17 protein-coding genes are annotated in these 16,806 nt (G+C 63.3%); 14 read left to right on the plus strand and 3 right to left on the minus strand.

Annotation, left to right across the window (positions count from 1 at the left end):
- Positions 1 to 21: 21 nt before the first annotated feature.
- Entirely contained in the window at positions 22 to 1,566 is a 1,545-nt protein-coding gene (locus tag NKH60_RS06125) for a pilus assembly protein TadG-related protein (protein WP_352871470.1), read from the minus strand.
- 452 nt (positions 1,567 to 2,018) lie between these two features.
- Here NKH60_RS06125 and rpsF point away from each other — a divergent pair, with 452 nt between their 5' ends.
- From rpsF to NKH60_RS06190, 13 genes are all read left to right on the plus strand, one after another.
- Positions 2,019 to 2,519, plus strand: coding sequence for a 30S ribosomal protein S6 (gene rpsF, locus NKH60_RS06130; protein WP_292663863.1), 501 nt, complete (start codon positions 2,019 to 2,021; stop codon positions 2,517 to 2,519).
- Positions 2,519 to 2,767 (plus strand): 30S ribosomal protein S18, encoded by a 249-nt coding sequence (gene rpsR / locus NKH60_RS06135; RefSeq protein ID WP_006203718.1) that lies wholly within the window; start codon positions 2,519 to 2,521, stop codon positions 2,765 to 2,767. The genes rpsF and rpsR overlap by 1 nt, the downstream gene beginning before the upstream one ends.
- Positions 2,768 to 3,039: 272 nt before the next feature.
- Positions 3,040 to 3,624, plus strand: a complete 585-nt coding sequence (rplI, locus tag NKH60_RS06140) for a 50S ribosomal protein L9 (protein ID WP_254820243.1) — start codon at positions 3,040 to 3,042, stop codon at positions 3,622 to 3,624.
- A gap of 153 nt (positions 3,625 to 3,777) precedes the next feature.
- Positions 3,778 to 5,067: a cyclopropane fatty acid synthase gene (locus NKH60_RS06145; protein ID WP_352471088.1), complete on the plus strand. Its 1,290-nt coding sequence runs from the start codon at positions 3,778 to 3,780 to the stop codon at positions 5,065 to 5,067.
- A gap of 82 nt (positions 5,068 to 5,149) precedes the next feature.
- Entirely contained in the window at positions 5,150 to 5,473 is a 324-nt protein-coding gene (locus tag NKH60_RS06150; RefSeq protein ID WP_352467171.1) for a YnfA family protein, read from the plus strand.
- A gap of 3 nt (positions 5,474 to 5,476) precedes the next feature.
- The gene (locus NKH60_RS06155) at positions 5,477 to 6,445 is read left to right on the plus strand and encodes a small ribosomal subunit Rsm22 family protein (RefSeq protein WP_352871473.1); all 969 of its coding nucleotides are present in this window, start codon (positions 5,477 to 5,479) and stop codon (positions 6,443 to 6,445) included.
- Between the two features lie 207 nt (positions 6,446 to 6,652).
- On the plus strand, positions 6,653 to 8,143 hold the full coding sequence (locus NKH60_RS06160; protein WP_352471085.1) for a replicative DNA helicase: 1,491 nt from the start codon (positions 6,653 to 6,655) through the stop codon (positions 8,141 to 8,143).
- Between the two features lie 168 nt (positions 8,144 to 8,311).
- Positions 8,312 to 9,730, plus strand: coding sequence for a DNA repair protein RadA (radA, locus tag NKH60_RS06165; protein WP_352615843.1), 1,419 nt, complete (start codon positions 8,312 to 8,314; stop codon positions 9,728 to 9,730).
- 47 nt (positions 9,731 to 9,777) lie between these two features.
- Positions 9,778 to 10,449 (plus strand): CvpA family protein, encoded by a 672-nt coding sequence (locus NKH60_RS06170; protein WP_023677716.1) that lies wholly within the window; start codon positions 9,778 to 9,780, stop codon positions 10,447 to 10,449.
- A gap of 125 nt (positions 10,450 to 10,574) precedes the next feature.
- Positions 10,575 to 12,044 (plus strand): amidophosphoribosyltransferase, encoded by a 1,470-nt coding sequence (gene purF, locus NKH60_RS06175; RefSeq protein WP_023677717.1) that lies wholly within the window; start codon positions 10,575 to 10,577, stop codon positions 12,042 to 12,044.
- Positions 12,045 to 12,118: 74 nt separating this feature from the next.
- Complete coding sequence (locus NKH60_RS06180) at positions 12,119 to 12,859, plus strand: SDR family NAD(P)-dependent oxidoreductase (protein WP_254820236.1); 741 nt, start codon at positions 12,119 to 12,121, stop codon at positions 12,857 to 12,859.
- An 80-nt stretch (positions 12,860 to 12,939) separates the two neighbouring features.
- Positions 12,940 to 13,569, plus strand: coding sequence for a hypothetical protein (locus tag NKH60_RS06185; protein ID WP_352871477.1), 630 nt, complete (start codon positions 12,940 to 12,942; stop codon positions 13,567 to 13,569).
- A gap of 130 nt (positions 13,570 to 13,699) precedes the next feature.
- Positions 13,700 to 13,921 carry a hypothetical protein gene (locus NKH60_RS06190; protein ID WP_023677720.1) on the plus strand — a complete coding sequence of 74 codons (222 nt, stop codon included), beginning with the start codon at positions 13,700 to 13,702 and terminating at the stop codon, positions 13,919 to 13,921.
- Between the two features lie 34 nt (positions 13,922 to 13,955).
- On the opposite strand, the gene NKH60_RS06195 is transcribed toward NKH60_RS06190, so the two are convergent.
- Positions 13,956 to 14,462, minus strand: a complete 507-nt coding sequence (locus NKH60_RS06195) for an OsmC family protein (protein ID WP_352871479.1) — start codon at positions 14,460 to 14,462, stop codon at positions 13,956 to 13,958.
- 321 nt (positions 14,463 to 14,783) lie between these two features.
- On the opposite strand from NKH60_RS06195, the gene NKH60_RS06200 reads away from it, so the two are divergent.
- Positions 14,784 to 15,692, plus strand: coding sequence for a DMT family transporter (locus NKH60_RS06200; RefSeq protein ID WP_502899634.1), 909 nt, complete (start codon positions 14,784 to 14,786; stop codon positions 15,690 to 15,692).
- A 196-nt stretch (positions 15,693 to 15,888) separates the two neighbouring features.
- Here NKH60_RS06200 and NKH60_RS06205 read toward each other — a convergent pair whose 3' ends face one another.
- A complete protein-coding gene (locus tag NKH60_RS06205; protein WP_352771628.1) occupies positions 15,889 to 16,743 on the minus strand; it encodes a LysR substrate-binding domain-containing protein in 855 nt (284 codons plus the stop codon).
- Positions 16,744 to 16,806: the final 63 nt, after the last annotated feature.

The following is a 16,806-nucleotide window of genomic DNA, read 5'->3' on the forward strand; positions in this document are numbered from 1 at the left end:
CGGGAGAGCGGCCGACGTCGTTCAGTTCGTCAAGTGCAGCTGCGAAATCGAGCTTCCGATTTTCAGGAAGACGCTTTCGAGCTGACTGACGTCGTTGGTCGGGTAATAATCCGACGGCGACGATGCGCAGGCCTCGTAGAGCTTGCGGTTGGCTGCGGTGTCGGCCTGCAGCAGCACTGTGAAGATCTGCACGTCCTGCTTCTTCAATGTGTTGCATACATTGGTTGTCCAATCGTCGACATTGCGCGCAGCCGCGGTCTGGTCGCTGGATCCAAACCGACCCGAGGCCAGGAATCCGTAGGAGCCATAGTCCGACTTCTGTGGCGTATCCTTCGCGCCATAGACAACATTCTCGCCGTCGGTGAGCAGCAGCACCGTTTTGGTCGTGCCTGACGCCCTGAACGGCGCGCCGTCGCTGTAAGGCGGTTCCGGCGAGAGCACCCGCATCCCCCATGACAAGCCTTCCGAAACATTGGTCCCCGAGCCGTTCCATTCGATCATCTCACCGACGGCCTTCCGCAATTTGTCGAAATCATCGGTCAGCGGCACTATCGGCGTGGGACAGGCCCGGTTTGGGCCGATAGTCAGTGGGCCTCTCTTGTCGTTGATCAGCTTCATCGTCGAAACACTGTACTTCGCCATGTCGCTGGTGAGGCCGGGAAGCAGGGTGACGACGGTATCGTCGAGATAGGAATTGTTGTAGCCGGTCGCTGAATTGCCGTAGGAGCTGTTTGGATTTCTAGCGTTACCTGGATCGTCCGGCGCGAAATAAGGTACGAACAGGGTGTCCGGTTTGTTTTGGTCGGGCGAAATCTCGGAAACATTGTTGGTTCCTGGCCGCGCTTCGACACAGCCTCTCCATTCGACGCCCAATTGCTTGAACAGATCTATATGGTTGACGCGCTTGCCGCCGACCGAGGGGAAATTGGCGCCGTTGTTCGGCGATTTGCCGGCCATGTCGATCCAGGCCGGATCGTAGTCCTCGCCCTTGACGTTGACCGCGGTGACGAACGGCACCACCGCGACACGTACGCTGCGCGTCGGCGACTTCGCCGCTTCGAGCATATCGATCAGGGCCGTTGCCGCCGTCCGCAATGCGCCGATGCGATCGTTGCTGGCCATCGACCCGGTATTGTCGAGCACCAGCACGACTTCGAGCTGATTGGTCGATTCGACGGCGCCGGCATCGACGGTGATGCGCCTGTCGTTGCCGAACAGGAAGGCGAAGTTCAAATTGACGTCCGCCGTGGCGACAGCTTTGGTCTGGATGTAATTGAGGCCCCTTTCCACGGTAAGCGTCGCTTCGGCGTTCCTCAACTCGCTGTGGCCGGCGACATTGGTCTGGAAGTAGCGGTCGAAGACGTCCTTGCGCGAAGCCTCGATGTCGCCGAGATGCGAAGATGCAAGGTTCGCGGCATCGAGCGCATTCTGCAAGCTGACCTTGGCCCTCATCAAGGTGGACACGTCCACGGCAAAGGCGACGGCGGTCAGAACCGCAGGCAGCCCGAACGCCAGCATCAGGGCAAAGTTGCCGCTCTTCGAACGGCAGAATTTGTCGAAAAGCATTTTTGTCCCCAAACCGCCTGCTGCCGAACTCGCGCAGACTGTTTGCTTTTGCATCCGCATGATGAACGAGGGGTTGCCGCCACGCCCGCCGGTGCTGGAACTTCGCATGGTGGTTAAGGTCCGGTTTCAGGAATCCGTAAGCCTTGCCGTCGAGACCCGTGGCGCTCTGGGACGGCAGGGCCGTTTGCTTCGTGGTTTGCCCTTGCTTTGCGGTCAAATTCCTGTATAGACGCCCGCAATCTGCCGGTCCTTGCTGGGGGCTGAACGGAGGGCCGGAGGTTTTTCGAAACCTTCGCGTGAAGCCAGAAGCGCTTCCGCCTCCCGTGTCTCCGCTCTCGACCGTCTCGTCATGCTCCTTTCTTCCCCGCCTTCGCAAGGATTGCGGGTCAGAGAAGTTGCAGAGGCTTTTGCCGCCGGGAACCGGGAGAGAAACGAAGAAAGGCACAAACACTATGGCTCTATACGAACATGTGTTTCTTGCCCGGCAGGACCTCTCGCAGCAGCAGGTCGATGCGCTTGTCGAACAGTACAAGGGCGTCATCACCGCGAATGGCGGGTCCGTCGGCCGGGTCGAGAACTGGGGACTGAAGTCCCTCACCTACCGGGTCAACAAGAACCGGAAGGCATATTATACACTCATGGACATCACCTGCCCGCCGGCCGCGCTCAACGAGATGGAGCGCCAGATGGGCCTGTCCGAGGACGTGCTGCGTTTCCTGACCATCAAGGTCGATGCGCATGAGGAAGGTCCGTCGGCAATGATGCAGAAGCGCGAAGAGCGCTCGGAACGCGGCGGCTTCGGCGACCGCGACCGTGGCGATCGTGGCCCGCGCTCATTCGGCGACCGCGATCGCGGTGACCGTGGTGATCGTCCGCCGCGCAGCTTCGGCGATGGCGGTGCCGATCGTGGCCCGCGCCGTCCGCGCGAAGGCTTTGAAGGAGCCGCAGAATAATGGTCGACATCAACCAGATCCCAACCCGGCGCCCCTTCCACCGTCGCCGCAAGACCTGCCCGTTCTCCGGCGCCAATGCGCCGAAGATCGACTACAAGGACGTGCGGCTTCTGCAGCGCTACATCTCCGAGCGCGGCAAGATCGTTCCATCGCGTATCACCGCCGTCAGCCAGAAGAAGCAGCGCGAGCTCGCCAAGGCGATCAAGCGCGCCCGCTTCCTCGGCCTGCTGCCCTACGTGGTCCGCTAACACTGATTAGTTGACCATGATCTTATCCGAAAACCGGTTTCCACTTTTCGGGATCATGGTCTAGCCAGCGGGCGGTTCGCCGCCCGCTTTTCACCGGCCACGACGGGCGTAGCCGGATCGAACACCAAATCCCGGGTTGGATTTCGACAAGAGATCCTAACTGCCGCGACAGGCAGGACAGCGACACAGGCGGCGACGCCCCAGCTTCCTGACCTGTTCCAGACAACTCGGCGCCGATCCTGAGGATAGCGCCCAAGCGAAGGAACAAAACCATGGAAGTCATTCTTCTCGAACGCGTTTCCCGCCTCGGCCAGATGGGCGATACCGTCAAGGTCAAGGACGGGTTCGCCCGCAATTTCCTGCTGCCGCAAGGCAAGGCGCTGCGCGCCAACGAAGCTAACAAGAAGAAGTTCGAGGGGCAGCGGGCCCAGCTCGAAGCCCGCAACCTGGAGCGCAAGTCCGAAGCCGCGCAGATTGCAGAAAAGCTCGACGGCAAGAGCTTCATCGCCGTGCGCTCGGCCGGCGAAACCGGTCAGCTTTATGGTTCGGTCTCGACGCGCGACATCGCCGAGCTGGTGACGGCGGAAGGTTTTTCGGTCAACCGCAACCAGATCCTGCTCAACCAGCCAATCAAGACCATCGGCGTCACCAATGTGGCGATCGCGCTGCACCCGGAAGTCGAGGTTACCATCACGCTCAACATTGCCCGCACGGCCGACGAAGCCGAGCGCCAGGCCAAGGGCGAAACACTGACCACCGCCGAAGCCATCTACGGCGAGGACATCAACGATAATGCGCGGCCGGAAAACTTCTTCGATCCGAATGCGGAGTTCGAAGGCGGCGAAGACAACGGCTGATCGTCATTCGTCGGCATTCGCCGGCTAATCGCTATTCTGGACCAATGCCCGGGCCTCGTACCCGGGCATTTTTATGCCAAATGGAACTTTTCGAACCCCTATATCTTGATGCAGAATAGGACAGCATGTCTGGCCGAGAGGGGACAATTGGTCATGAATATTCTGCTGAAACGCGTTCTCGACCGCCTGGTCCGCACAGGCAATCTCAAGGTGACAGGGCCGCAAGGCTCGATGGTGACTTTCGGTGACGGCAGCGGCGAGCCGGTGCACATGCACATCAAGACAAGGCATGCCGAGCGCGCAATAACCTTCGATCCGATGCTGGCGGTGCCGGAAGCCTACATGGACGGTGAACTCGACATTCTCGAGGGCGGCGTGCTGGGGGTGATGCGGATTGCCTTCCAGAACATGGGCAGCGGCGGTATCGATGCCACCTGGTCGAAGGCGATCGAAGGTCTGCGCCACGCCTTCCGGCGCCTGCAGCAGATCAACACGGCGTCGCGGGCGCGCCGCAACGTGCAGCGCCATTACGATCTGTCGGGCGACCTCTACCGCCTCTTCCTCGATGAGGACATGCAATATTCCTGCGCCTATTTCGAGCAGCCGGACATGACGCTCGACGAGGCCCAAGCAGCCAAGAAGCGCCATATCGCTGCCAAGCTCAGGCTGAAGGCGGGCCAGACGGTTCTTGATATCGGCTCCGGCTGGGGTGGGCTTGGGCTCTATCTAGCCAAGGCGTTCGACGTCGACGTACAGGGCGTGACGCTGTCGACCGAGCAGCACGGCGTCGCCACCGACCGCGCCCATGCGCAAGGCCTGCAAAACCGGGTGCATTTCGACATCAAGGACTATCGCGAACTCAATGAACGTTTCGACCGCATCGTCTCCGTCGGCATGTTCGAGCATGTCGGGGTCAATCATTTCCGCACCTTCTTCGACAAGTCGGCGACGCTGCTGAAGCCGGACGGCGTCATGCTGCTGCACACGATCGGCCGCTCCGGCGTGCCGTGGGCAACCAGCGCCTTCATCCGCAAGTACATCTTCCCGGGCGGCTACATCCCGTCGCTATCCGAAGTGATGCCGGCCATCGAAAAATCGGGGCTCGTCGTCACCGACATCGAGGTTCTGCGGCTGCATTATGCCGAGACGCTGAAGCATTGGGGCGAGCGCTTCGCGGCCAACCGCGACAAGGCCAGGGCGATTTATGACGAGCGCTTCTGCCGCATGTGGGAGTTCTATCTTGCCGCCTCGGAAGCTGCCTTCCGCTGGCAGGATCTGGTGATCTTCCAGATCCAGATTGCCAAGAAGAACGACACGCTGCCGATGACGCGCGACTACATGGCCAGTTGCGAGAAGGCGCTGGAGATGCGCGATCTTGGACGTCGCGAAAAGGCTCCGGTTGCCAAGCCCACTCGCCGCCGCAAGGTGGCGGATCCGGAGTAGACTGCCGGCATCACGCCATCGCCACTTGCCATTGCCGGCCGGCACGCTGAAAAGGGTCCCGTTAAACGCGGGACCTTTTTTCATGACCTACCTCCTCTACGTCGCCGCCGCACTTGCCGAGATCGCCGGCTGCTTTTCGTTCTGGGCGTGGTGGCGGCTGGACAAGTCGCCGCTGTGGTTGGCGCCCGGTCTCGTCTCGCTCGTGCTATTCGCGTGGCTGCTGGCGCTGGTCGACACCAGCGCGGCGGGCCGGGCCTACGCCGCCTATGGCGGCATCTACATTGCCGCCTCGCTGGCCTGGCTGTGGCTGGCGGAAGGCGTGCACCCCGACCGCTGGGATCTTGCCGGTGCCGCGATCTGCATCGTTGGCGCCTCGGTCATTCTGCTCGCACCTCGGACTGCCTAAGCGATGGAACTGCCCGTCCCGCTTAGACAAGGCGTCGACCGCCTTCTCGAACAGGTGCCTTTGCCGATGCTTAAGCACGCGGCAAAGACGCTGTCGGACCGCTACCGCGCAGAGTTGCGCGACGGTCGCCTGCACATGGCCGAAGACATGGCGGTGAAGGCCTATCTGGCAACGCGGCTACCGGCGACCTATGCGGCCGTTCGCGCCAGCCTCGATGCGGTGGGCGAGTCTCGGCCCGACTATGCTCCGAAGACCTTGCTCGATGTCGGCGCCGGCCCTGGCACGGTGCTTTGGGCCACAATCAATCTCTGGCCGGATCTCGAACAGGCGGTGCTACTCGAGGCCGGCGCCGCGGTACGAAGGGTCGGCGAAGCACTTGCCGCGGATGCGATCACGGCCAGGACCGCCTGGCGGACCGGCGACATCACCATCGACCTGGTCGATCTGGAGCCGGCCGAGCTGGTGACTTCAGCCTATGTGCTGGATGAGATCGCGCCGGCATCGCTGGCAAAACTCGTCGACCGGCTCTGGCAGCTGACCGCAGACACGCTGCTGGTGGTCGAGCCGGGCACGCCGGCCGGCTGGCAGCGTATTCTTGCCGTGCGGCGGCAGTTGATCGAGGTGGGCGCGCACGTGCTTGCGCCCTGCCCGCATGAGGCGCCCTGCCCGCTCGTTGCCCCCGACTGGTGCCATTTCGCCCGCCGCGTCGCCCGCTCGCGCCTGCACCGTCTGGCCAAGGATGCCGAGGTGCCGTGGGAGGACGAGAAATTCATCTTTGTCGCGGCCTCCCGCCATCCGGCCGCTCCGCCTCGAGCGCGAGTGATCGCACCGCCGAAGTCGGGGTCCGGCAAGGTCTTGCTGAAGCTTTGCAAACAGGATGGGGGTGCTGCCGAGCGACTGTTCACCAAGCGCGACGGCGAGACGTTCAAGGCCGCGCGGCGACTGGATTGGGGTGATGCCTTGCCGGAATGACCCGGCAGCTATTTTCCTGTTTTGTTCTCGCCTGAGAACGGCTAGGCTCGCCATCTTGATTCGAGTCAATCGAGATTCTTTCCACCGAAAGATCCTGGCTGTGAATCGCGGGCATCAAAGTTGGTTGGTTGGGGACTGATGCAGATAAGTCATCACCGACTTGTCTCGTTCTGATATCGAAAGACGGGGATCAGGACCGGGGACATCATGGCAGAGGCAGCACGAAAATTCGGCGTGGCGGAAACACCGCTCTATCGCGAGGCGCCGAACAATATCGAGGCCGAGCAGGCGCTGCTCGGCGCCATACTGGTCAACAACGATGCCTTCTACCGCGTCTCCGACTTCCTGAAGCCCGGCCATTTCTACGAGCCGCTGCATAGAAAGATCTTCGAGGTCGCGGCCGAGCTCATCCGCATGGGCAAGATTGCGACGCCGATCACGCTGAAGACCTTCCTGCCGGCCGACGAGAAGGTCGGCGACATGACGGTGGCGCAATATGTCGTGCGGTTGGCGGTCGAGGCCGTCACCGTCGTCAACGCCACCGACTATGGCCGCGCCATCTACGATCTGGCGACGCGGCGCGCGCTGATCACTGTCGGCGAGGACATGGTCAACATCGCCTATGACGCGCCGGTCGACATGTCGCCCTCCGACCAGATCGAGGATGCCGAGCGGCGCCTGTTCGAATTGGCCGAAACCGGCCGCTACGATGGCGGCTTCGAGAGCTTCACCGATGCCGTCAAGACCGCCGTCGACATGGCCAATGCGGCTTATATGCGCGACGGGCATTTGTCGGGCGTTGCTACCGGCTTGCGCGATCTCGACCGCCGCATGGGCGGCCTGCAGTCGTCCGACCTGATCATCATTGCCGGCCGCCCCGGCATGGGCAAGACTTCGCTCGCCACCAATATCGCCTTCAACATCGCCGAGGCCTATGTCCCGGCGCAGCAGGCGGACGGCTCGTTCAAGGCGGCCAATGGCGGCGTCGTCGGCTTCTTTTCGCTCGAAATGTCATCCGAACAGCTGGCCACCCGCATTATTTCCGAACAGACGGAAATCCCGTCGTCGAAAATCCGGCGCGGCGAGATCAGCGAGATGGATTTCGAAAAGCTGGTCGCCTGCTCGCAGACAATGCAGAAAATCCCGCTGTTCATCGACCAGACGGGCGGCATTTCCATCGCTCAGCTGTCGGCCCGCGCGCGTCGCCTGAAGCGCCAGCGCGGCCTCGACGTCATCGTTATCGACTATATCCAGCTGATGCAGGGATCGAGCGCGAAATCCTCGCAAAACCGCGTCCAGGAAATCACCGAGATCACCACCGGCCTCAAGGCACTAGCCAAGGAGCTGGCGGTGCCGATCATCGCGCTGTCGCAGCTGTCGCGCCAGGTCGAGAGCCGCGACGACAAGCGCCCGCAGCTTTCGGATCTGCGCGAATCGGGCTCCATCGAGCAGGACGCCGACGTGGTGCTGTTCGTCTACCGCGAGGAATATTATCTGAAGAACCGCGAGCCGAAGCCGGGCACCGACGAATACATCAAATGGGAACACGAGATGAACGAGATGCGCGGCAAGGCCGAGGTCATCGTCGCCAAACAGCGCCACGGCCCAACGGGATCGGTCAGCCTCGCCTTCCAGGGCGAGTTCACCCGCTTCTCGGACCTTGCGGAAGAGCATCATATTGCGGAGAGGTTTGAGTAAGCGTTTGGCAGATGTCGCAACAAGAATGCGGGAGTACGGCGTTCCTTCACGCCCCCCTCTGTCCTGCCGGACATCTCCCCCACGAGGGGGGAGATTGGAGATGTCCGGCAGGACAGAGGGGGGCGCTGTCCCGCCGACCTGTCTTTCAATTGTCGCAGGCCGCGCCTGATGGCCAAATCCCGCGTCCAGTTCATCTGCCAGAATTGCGGCTCCGTGCATCAGCGCTGGGCCGGCAAATGCGATGCCTGCGGCGAGTGGAACACGCTGGTCGAAGAAGGCACGGCAGGCGGCATCGGCTCGGGCCCGGCCAACATGCGCAACGCCCGCAAGGGCCGCGCGGTGGTGCTGACCAGCCTGTCCGGCGATATCGAGGACGCGCCGCGCATCGTCTCCGGCATCGGCGAGCTCGACCGCGCCACCGGCGGCGGCTTCGTGCGCGGCTCGGCGCTGCTGGTCGGCGGCGATCCCGGCATCGGCAAGTCGACGCTGCTCACCCAGGCCGCGGCCGCGCTGGCGGCAAAGGGCCACCGCATCGTCTATGTCTCGGGCGAAGAGGCGGTCGCGCAGATCAGGCTGCGCGCCCAGCGGCTCGGCGTCGCCGACACCCCGGTCGAGCTCGCCGCCGAAACCAATGTCGAGGACATCCTCGCCACCATCGCCGATGGTAAGCGGCCGGATCTGGTCATTCTCGATTCGATCCAGACGCTGTGGACCGATATGGCCGATTCGGCGCCCGGCACGGTGACCCAGGTGCGTGCCGCCGCCCAGGCGATGATCCGCTACGCAAAATCCACAGGGGCGGCGATCGTTCTGGTCGGCCACGTCACCAAGGAGGGCCAGATCGCCGGACCGCGCGTCGTCGAGCACATGGTCGACGCGGTGCTCTATTTCGAGGGCGAAGGCGGCCACCACTACCGCATCCTGCGCACGGTCAAGAATCGCTTCGGGCCGACCGATGAGATCGGTGTTTTCGAAATGTCGGACAAGGGCTTGCGGGAAGTCGCCAACCCGTCCGAGCTTTTCCTCGGTGAGCGCCATGCGAAGTCGCCGGGTGCCGCGGTTTTCGCCGGCATGGAAGGCACACGGCCGGTGCTGGTCGAGATCCAGGCGCTGGTGGCGCCATCGACGCTGGGCACACCGCGCCGCGCCGTCGTCGGCTGGGACGGTGCCCGGCTGTCGATGATCCTGGCGGTTCTGGAAGCCCATTGCGGCGTCCGCTTCGGCACGCACGACGTCTATCTCAACGTTGCCGGCGGCTACCGCATTTCGGAGCCGGCGGCCGACCTGGCAGTGGCGGCGGCACTGGTTTCCTCGCTCACCGGTCTTGCCCTTCCCGCCGATTGCGTCTATTTCGGCGAAATCAGCCTGTCGGGTGCGGTGAGGCCGGTTGCGCATGCGCAGCAGCGCCTCAAGGAAGCCGAAAAGCTGGGTTTCGGACGCGCGGTTCTGCCCTTGGGCAGCGAGGAACTTGTTGGTGGTAATGCGGTCGGGGGGATCGGAGCCAGCGCTTTCCAGCCCACCGAGCTTGCCGATCTCGTGGCGCGAATAGCCGGCTCTCGGCGCAGCCGCGCCGACGAGCAAGAGTGATGCGGCTCGTCGGGCCGTGAAAAAGAGATCGGAGTGGGGCGAAAAACATGCCGATTACGCTGCTTGACGGAATTCTCGTCGGCTTCACCCTGGTCTCGGCGATGCTCGCTATGGTTCGCGGCTTTTCGCGCGAGATCCTGTCGATCATCTCCTGGGCAGCCGCCGCGGCCGCCGCCTTCTTCTTCTACAAGCCGGTGCTGCCTTACATTCAGCCCTATGTCGACAACGAAAAGGCCGCCATGGCGGCGGCCGCCGGTATCGTCTTCATTGTCGCGCTGATCGTCGTTTCGGTCATCACCATGAAGCTCGCCGACTGGATCATCGATTCCAGGATCGGCGCGCTCGATCGTACACTTGGCTTCCTCTATGGCGCGGCGCGCGGCATCCTGGTCGTCGCTGTCGCGCTGCTTTTCTTCAATTGGCTGGCCGGCGCCAAGGCTCCAGGCTGGATTGCCAACGCCAAGTCAAAGCCATTGCTCGAATCGATCGGCGCCAAGCTCGAAAGCCTGCTGCCCGAGGATCCGGAAAACGCCATCCTCAACAAGCTCAATCCGAATCAGCCGGCCACCGAGACGCCTCTGGCCCCCGATGCGCCTGCAGCGGAAGCCCCTGCCGCCGGCGACGACGCCACTGCTCCGGCACCCGACGACAGCGATGCGCCGCCGGCCGACAATGCGCCCGCGACGCCGGCACCTGCAAACCCGGCGCCGGCAAACTGATTTCGACAGACTTGCGAGGCTCAAGACTGTCGATCATGTGAACGCCGCACGACGTGCGTTGCTTTCGATGCGCTATGACCTTATATGGCGACTTTAGCGGAGCTTGAGCCCCAATGGCAGCCTCAGTGGCAGACGCAGACGACGTGCTTTCCGCCGAAGCCGACGACCATTTCCACGACGAATGCGGCGTGTTCGGCATTTTCGGCCGGCAGGACGCCGCAGCCATCGTAACGCTCGGTCTGCATGCGTTGCAGCATCGAGGCCAGGAAGCGGCCGGCATCGTTTCCTATGACGGCACCCAATTCCATGTCGAACGCCATGTCGGCCTGATCGGCGACACCTTTACTAAGCAGCGTGTCATCGACAGCCTGCAAGGCAACCGTGCCATCGGGCACACACGCTATGCCACCACCGGCGGCGCCGGTCTGCGCAATATCCAGCCTTTCTTCGCCGAACTTGCCGATGGCGGCTTTGCCGTCGCCCATAACGGCAATCTCACCAACGCCATGACCGTTCAGCGCGCCCTCCAGAAGCAAGGCGCCATCTTCTCTTCCACCTCCGACACCGAAACGCTCCTGCACCTGGTTGCCACCAGCAAGGAGCGCGACCTGAATTCGCGCTTCATCGATGCGGTGCGCCAAGTCGAAGGCGCCTTCTCGCTGGTGGCGATGACGTCCAAGAAGATGATCGGGTGCCGCGACCCGCTCGGCATCCGCCCGCTGGTGCTCGGCGATCTCGACGGCGCCTGGATTCTCGCCTCCGAGACCTGCGCGCTCGATATTATCGGTGCGCGTTTCGTGCGCGACCTGAAGCCCGGCGAAATGGTCGTCGTCACCAGCAAGGGCATCGAAAGCCTGTTCCCGTTCGAGCCGCAGAAGACCCGCTTCTGCATCTTCGAATATGTCTATTTCGCGCGGCCGGATTCGTCGGTCGAAGGCCGCAACGTCTATGAAGTGCGCAAGCGCATCGGCGCCGAGCTGGCGCAGGAAAGTCCGGTCGAGGCCGACATCGTCGTGCCGGTGCCGGATTCGGGCACGCCGGCGGCGATCGGCTTTTCGCAGGCCGCGGGCATTCCGTTCGAGCTCGGCATCATCCGCAATCACTATGTTGGCCGCACCTTCATCCAGCCCGGCGATTCGATCCGCCACATGGGTGTCAAGCTCAAGCACAACGCCAATCGCCGCATGATCGAAGGCAAGCGTGTGGTGCTGGTCGACGATTCGATCGTGCGCGGCACCACCAGCCAGAAGATCGTCCAGATGGTGCGCGATGCCGGCGCCAAGGAAGTGCATATGCGCATCGCTTCGCCACCGACGCGCGCCTCCTGCTTTTACGGCGTCGACACACCGGAAAAGTCGAAGCTGCTGGCGTCGCGCATGTCGGTGGAGGAGATGGCCGAGTTCATCCGCGTCGATTCGCTCGGCTTCCTGTCGATCGACGGGCTCTACCGCGCCGTCGGCGAGGCCGGCCGCGACAACGAGCAGCCGCAATTCTGCGACGCCTGCTTCACCGGCCAGTATCCGACCCGGCTTGCCGACTTCGAAGGCTCCGACAATGTGCGCACGCTGTCGCTGTTAGCGGCCGGCGGGTCATAGGCCTTGCCGGTCCGTTTGTCTCCCTCCCCTTAGCCCCTCACGGCGGTTTCACCTTGCCTGTCGGAATCCATCGTATGAGCCTTGACCTCTCCGGCCGCGTTGCGGTCGTCACCGGCGCCTCGCGCGGCATCGGCTATTTCATCGCCAGGGAGCTTGCCGCGGCCGGTGCGCATGTGATTGCGGTTGCTCGCACCGTCGGCGGGTTGGAAGAACTCGACGACCAGATCAAGGCAGGTGGCGGACAGGCGACGCTGGTACCGCTCGATCTTGCCGACATGGCGGGGATCGACCGGCTGGGCGGCGCCATCCACGAGCGCTGGGGCAAGCTCGACATACTGGTCGCCAACGCCGCCGTGCTCGGCGTCATCGCCCCGATCGGCCATGTCGAGGCCAAGACCTTCGAGAAGGTGATGACCATCAACGTCACCGCAACATGGCGGCTGATCCGCTCGGTCGACCCGCTGCTCAGGCTTTCCGATGCCGGCCGTGCTATTGTGCTGAGCTCCAGCCTTGCCCACTCCGCACGCGCCTTCTGGGCGCCTTATGCGGCGTCGAAGGCGGCGGTCGAGGCCATGACGCGTTCATGGGCGCATGAGACCGAAAACCTCCCGCTCAGGGTCAATGCCGCCGATCCCGGGGCAACGCGCACCGCGATGCGGGCGCAGGCGGTACCCGGCGAGGATCCTGAAACACTGCCGCACCCTTCGGAGATCGCCAAGCGAATCGTGCCGCTGGCCAGCCCCACGCTCAAGGAGACCGGGCTGATCTTCCAGGCCAAGCACAATCGCTTTGTCGCCTACCGGCAGCCGGAGTAGCCACACATCGCATTTTGCCGGAAGAATTGCGCCGGCACCAACGTTGTTCGGGTGCCACAATTCGAGAAACGGAGGACCATATGCGGAGACTGCTTCTCTTGACTGCCACCGCGCTGCTTGCAGTGATCGGCGCCGCGTCGTCGCAGGAGGCAACGATGAGCTTTTTCGTCACCAGCGTCGGCTCTGGCAAAGGCGCCGATCTCGGCGGTCTCGCCGGCGCCGACGCCCATTGTAGTTCACTGGCCGAAGCCGCGGGCGTTACCGGCAAGACATGGCGCGCCTATCTCTCGACCAGCGATACCGATGCACGCGACCGTATCGGCAAAGGCCCGTGGTTCAACGCCAAGGGCGTCAAGATCGCCGATGATGTCGCTTCCCTGCATAGCGATGCCAACGCCATCACCAAACAGACGGCACTCGACGAAAAGGGCCAAATGGTCAACGGCCGCGGCGACGCGCCCAACCGGCACGACGTGTTGACCGGCTCCAAGCCGGATGGCACGAAAATAGCCGACCAGACCTGCGGCGACTGGACGCTGAGCGGAGCAGAAGGTGTGGCGATGATGGGTCATCACGATCGTACCGGCCTCGATGATTCGGCAGCCGCCAAATCGTGGAATTCCTCGCATGCGTCACGCGGTGGCTGCAGCCAGGAAGCGCTGAAGGGCACCGGCGGCGACGGCCTGTTCTATTGTTTTGCGGTGAACTGAACCAAAACGACCCGACATCACGTGGCTGTGATACCGTGGCTTAACGCCGCGCTTTGGCCCAGCTTTCGCCGCTGGGCCGGAGTTGCTAGGATCGTGCGACTCCCAAAACAAGCAGAGCGAGGAAATACTCATGGCGACACCGAGCGTAGCGTTAGTCTGGTATCTGGTGATCGCCGGCCCGCAAGGCGGCATGGTCGTGCTGCCCAGCACATTCGACACCCGCGAACAGTGCGCCTTCGCCATAACCGAATACCAGAAGCAACCGACGCCGGCCGGCTGGTCGGTGCAGTGCGTGCCGAGCGCCTCGCCCTTCGCCGACGAGGGCGACGCCGAGGAGCCGTCGGCGCAGTAGGACAGCGTGATCTCCCCACTTGAGGGGGAGATCGTCAGCGTCGCGCGCTTACCGTCAGCTCCGGCTTCTGGCTGATGGTCTGCAACACGACGCAGTAGCGCTCGGTCAGCTTGAGCAGCGCATCGATGCGCTCCTGCGGCTCGTCGGTGTCGAGGCCAAATGTCAGCCGGATGGCGCGGAAGCCAACCGGCGCATCCTTTGCCACGCCAAGCGTGCCGCGAAAGTCTAGGTCGCCTTCGGCCTCCACCGTGGCGGCCCCAAGCTTGAATTCCAGCGCCGTGGCCACCGCCTTCAGCGTGACGCCGGCGCAAGCCACCAGTGCCTCCAGCAGCATGTCGCCGGAGCAGAGTTCGAGCCCGGTGCCGCCGGTCGCCGGATGCAGCCCGGCAATGGCGATCGCCCTGCCTGTCTCGACCTTGCAGGCGATCGATTGGTCGTCGATCGAGCCTTTGGCGCGGAGAGTAATCAGCGCGCGCGAGGCGTCGTCGCGATAGGCCACCTTCAGCGGCGCCTGTATGGCCTTCAATGCGATCGCGTCCATTTCGTTTCTCTCCCATAGTTGCCTGGCTTCGCCGCCTAACGGCGATGCCGTCTGCCCAAACGCAAGTCTCCGCTGGCGTAGCGCTTGGCAGGGTTTCGCCCGTATAGCCTGACGATAAGGGGAGCATCCAACGCCTTCACACCGTCTCTCGCAACACATTCGTAAGGCCGCCGGACATATGGCCGACATCGCCATCGTGGAAACCCGCGAACGCGTTCTTGCCGGAATCCTGTTCACCGGGGCTGCCTACCTGCTGTTTTCGATGCAGGACGCCTCAAGCTGACACTATGGTGTCAGGAAGGGGCAGCGTAGGCTGGTGAGATGACGGGATCGCTGGACATGCCATGCACAGTGGAAAGCGCCCGCGAGCGTACCCTCGGCATCATCCTGGTCTCGGCATCGGCGGCCGTCTTCGGCCTCACCGGCGTGCTGACCAAATCGATCCATGCCGACCCGCTGACCATTACCTGCTGGCGCGGCTTCGTCGGCTCGATCCTGATCAGCCTCTATGTCCTATGGCGCCGCCAGCGCTCCGGCGGTCGCGACAGCTTGCGGCTCGGCTGGCGAGGCTGGCTGCTGGCGATCGAGGGCGCGCTCGCGAGCATCGCCTTTATCTCGGCGTTCAAGTTCACCTTTGTCGCCAATGTCGCGATCATCTATGCCACGGCCCCGTTCGTCACCGCGCTGCTGGCCCTCCTGTTGGTCCGCGAGCCGTTCCGGCTGCAGACGCTTGCCGCCGCTGCTGTGTCATTATGCGGTGTGGCAATCATGGTCTGGTCCGGCTTCGGCACCGGCCATTTGTTCGGCGACGGGCTGGCGCTGCTGATGACGATCGGCAGCGCGCTCTACATGATCATGGTGCGCGCCTTCCGCGACACGCCGGTGGTGTGGGCGGGTGCGGTGTCGGCATTCCTTTTGTTCGTGCTCGGCTGGTTCGTCGCCGATCCGCTGGCTGTCTCGGCCAGGGACGCTGTGCTTCTGGCCACCTTCGGCGCCTCGTTCGCGCTGGCTTCGATCCTGTGGACGGAGGGCACCCGGCTTATTCCGGCGGCCGAGTCCGGATTGCTGGGTTCAGCTGAAGTGCCATTCGCGATCCTGTTTGCCTTCCTGTTCCTGGCGGAGATCCCGCCGGCAGCCAGCATGGTCGGTGGCGCCATCGTGCTTTGCGCGGTGTTCGCTCACGCCGGCCGCGACTGGCTGATGGCCAGGCAGCGCGCAGCGGATGCATGACCAATCCTCGCCGCGTCCGAGCGCGAGTTGGTGGTCCGATCACGAGAAATCCGGTCCTGAAAATTAATTTGAAAAGTCATGGAACCATCATAGGGCTCAGGCATTATGGCTGCGACGGGCCACCCCAAGTCCCCCCAAACCCCTCGGCCCGTCCTACTCAGAAGCCGACCGCAAGGTCGGCTTTTTCTTTGCTGGCTCAATTGGCCAAGGCCAGGTTGCCGCTGAACAACGCTGCCAGATCCTGCGCCGGCCGGTCGGCATCCTCACGCAAGCGGACGGCGAATTCGGCGACCGGCACCGGCGGCAGATCAAGATCGCGCGGCGCCTCGACGATGCCGGAATGAGCGAAGCGCGCCGTCCTCAACGTCAAGGCGATGCCGGCGTGCACCGCCGTGCGCAGGCCGGCAAGGCTGGCACTGCCGGCAGCAATGCGGTAGCGACGGCCGGCCGCATCGAGTGCACTGGTCGCCGCTTCGCGAAACCCGCAATGGGGATCGAGCAACGCCAAGGGCAGTTCGTCGTGGCGGGTGGCCAGCCCGTTCTGTGAGCAAAGCCAGATCATTGGTTCCTTGAGCACACCGACTTCGTCCCGTGTCGGCACCTGCCGCATGGCAATGGCCAGATCAAGGGTGCCGGCCTGCAAAGCCTGCGCCAGTTCGGCGGAACGGCCGACGCGCAGTTCGATCCTGACGCGCGGATGGCTGACAGCAAAAGCCCTGAGAAGCTGCGGCAAGCCGCTGTCGGCGAAATCCTGCGTGGTGCCGATGGCGACGCGCCCGTCGGCGTGCGCGCCTTTGAGGGCCAGCCACGCCTCGCGGTGCGCGGCAAGGATGCGACGCGCGTGAACGATCAGATCCTCGCCTGCCGGCGTCAGGCCGCGCCCTCGCCCCTGCGGCACCAGCAGCGGTTCGCCGACAACATCCTCCAGCCGCTGCATCTGCGCGGTCACTGCGGACGGCGAGCGACCGACGATCGACGCGGCCCGCGCCAGGGAACCGCCATCGACGAAAGCGAGGAAAGTCTTGAGGAGGTCGGGATCGAACAACTGCATAATTCGATGCTATCAAAGTGTTTATCAAAAACAATTCTATTTTTTTGATCAAAGGACGATGGC

The sequence above is a fragment of the Mesorhizobium sp. M1006 genome, assembly GCF_040318825.1.
GTDB lineage: Bacteria > Pseudomonadota > Alphaproteobacteria > Rhizobiales > Rhizobiaceae > Mesorhizobium.

Excerpts from the sequence above, each read along its gene's own strand:
- NKH60_RS06125 (WP_352871470.1), bottom strand. The coding sequence starts at position 1,566 with ATGCTTTTCGACAAATTCTGCCGTTCGAAGAGCGGCAACTTTGCCCTG.
- rpsF (WP_292663863.1), top strand. The coding sequence starts at position 2,019 with ATGGCTCTATACGAACATGTGTTTCTTGCCCGGCAGGACCTCTCGCAG.
- rpsR (WP_006203718.1), top strand. The coding sequence starts at position 2,519 with ATGGTCGACATCAACCAGATCCCAACCCGGCGCCCCTTCCACCGTCGC.
- rplI (WP_254820243.1), top strand. The coding sequence starts at position 3,040 with ATGGAAGTCATTCTTCTCGAACGCGTTTCCCGCCTCGGCCAGATGGGC.
- NKH60_RS06145 (WP_352471088.1), top strand. The coding sequence starts at position 3,778 with ATGAATATTCTGCTGAAACGCGTTCTCGACCGCCTGGTCCGCACAGGC.
- NKH60_RS06150 (WP_352467171.1), top strand. The coding sequence starts at position 5,150 with ATGACCTACCTCCTCTACGTCGCCGCCGCACTTGCCGAGATCGCCGGC.
- NKH60_RS06155 (WP_352871473.1), top strand. The coding sequence starts at position 5,477 with ATGGAACTGCCCGTCCCGCTTAGACAAGGCGTCGACCGCCTTCTCGAA.
- NKH60_RS06160 (WP_352471085.1), top strand. The coding sequence starts at position 6,653 with ATGGCAGAGGCAGCACGAAAATTCGGCGTGGCGGAAACACCGCTCTAT.
- radA (WP_352615843.1), top strand. The coding sequence starts at position 8,312 with ATGGCCAAATCCCGCGTCCAGTTCATCTGCCAGAATTGCGGCTCCGTG.
- NKH60_RS06170 (WP_023677716.1), top strand. The coding sequence starts at position 9,778 with ATGCCGATTACGCTGCTTGACGGAATTCTCGTCGGCTTCACCCTGGTC.
- NKH60_RS06180 (WP_254820236.1), top strand. The coding sequence starts at position 12,119 with ATGAGCCTTGACCTCTCCGGCCGCGTTGCGGTCGTCACCGGCGCCTCG.
- NKH60_RS06185 (WP_352871477.1), top strand. The coding sequence starts at position 12,940 with ATGCGGAGACTGCTTCTCTTGACTGCCACCGCGCTGCTTGCAGTGATC.
- NKH60_RS06190 (WP_023677720.1), top strand. The coding sequence starts at position 13,700 with ATGGCGACACCGAGCGTAGCGTTAGTCTGGTATCTGGTGATCGCCGGC.
- NKH60_RS06195 (WP_352871479.1), bottom strand. The coding sequence starts at position 14,462 with ATGGACGCGATCGCATTGAAGGCCATACAGGCGCCGCTGAAGGTGGCC.
- NKH60_RS06200 (WP_502899634.1), top strand. The coding sequence starts at position 14,784 with ATGACGGGATCGCTGGACATGCCATGCACAGTGGAAAGCGCCCGCGAG.
- NKH60_RS06205 (WP_352771628.1), bottom strand. The coding sequence starts at position 16,743 with ATGCAGTTGTTCGATCCCGACCTCCTCAAGACTTTCCTCGCTTTCGTC.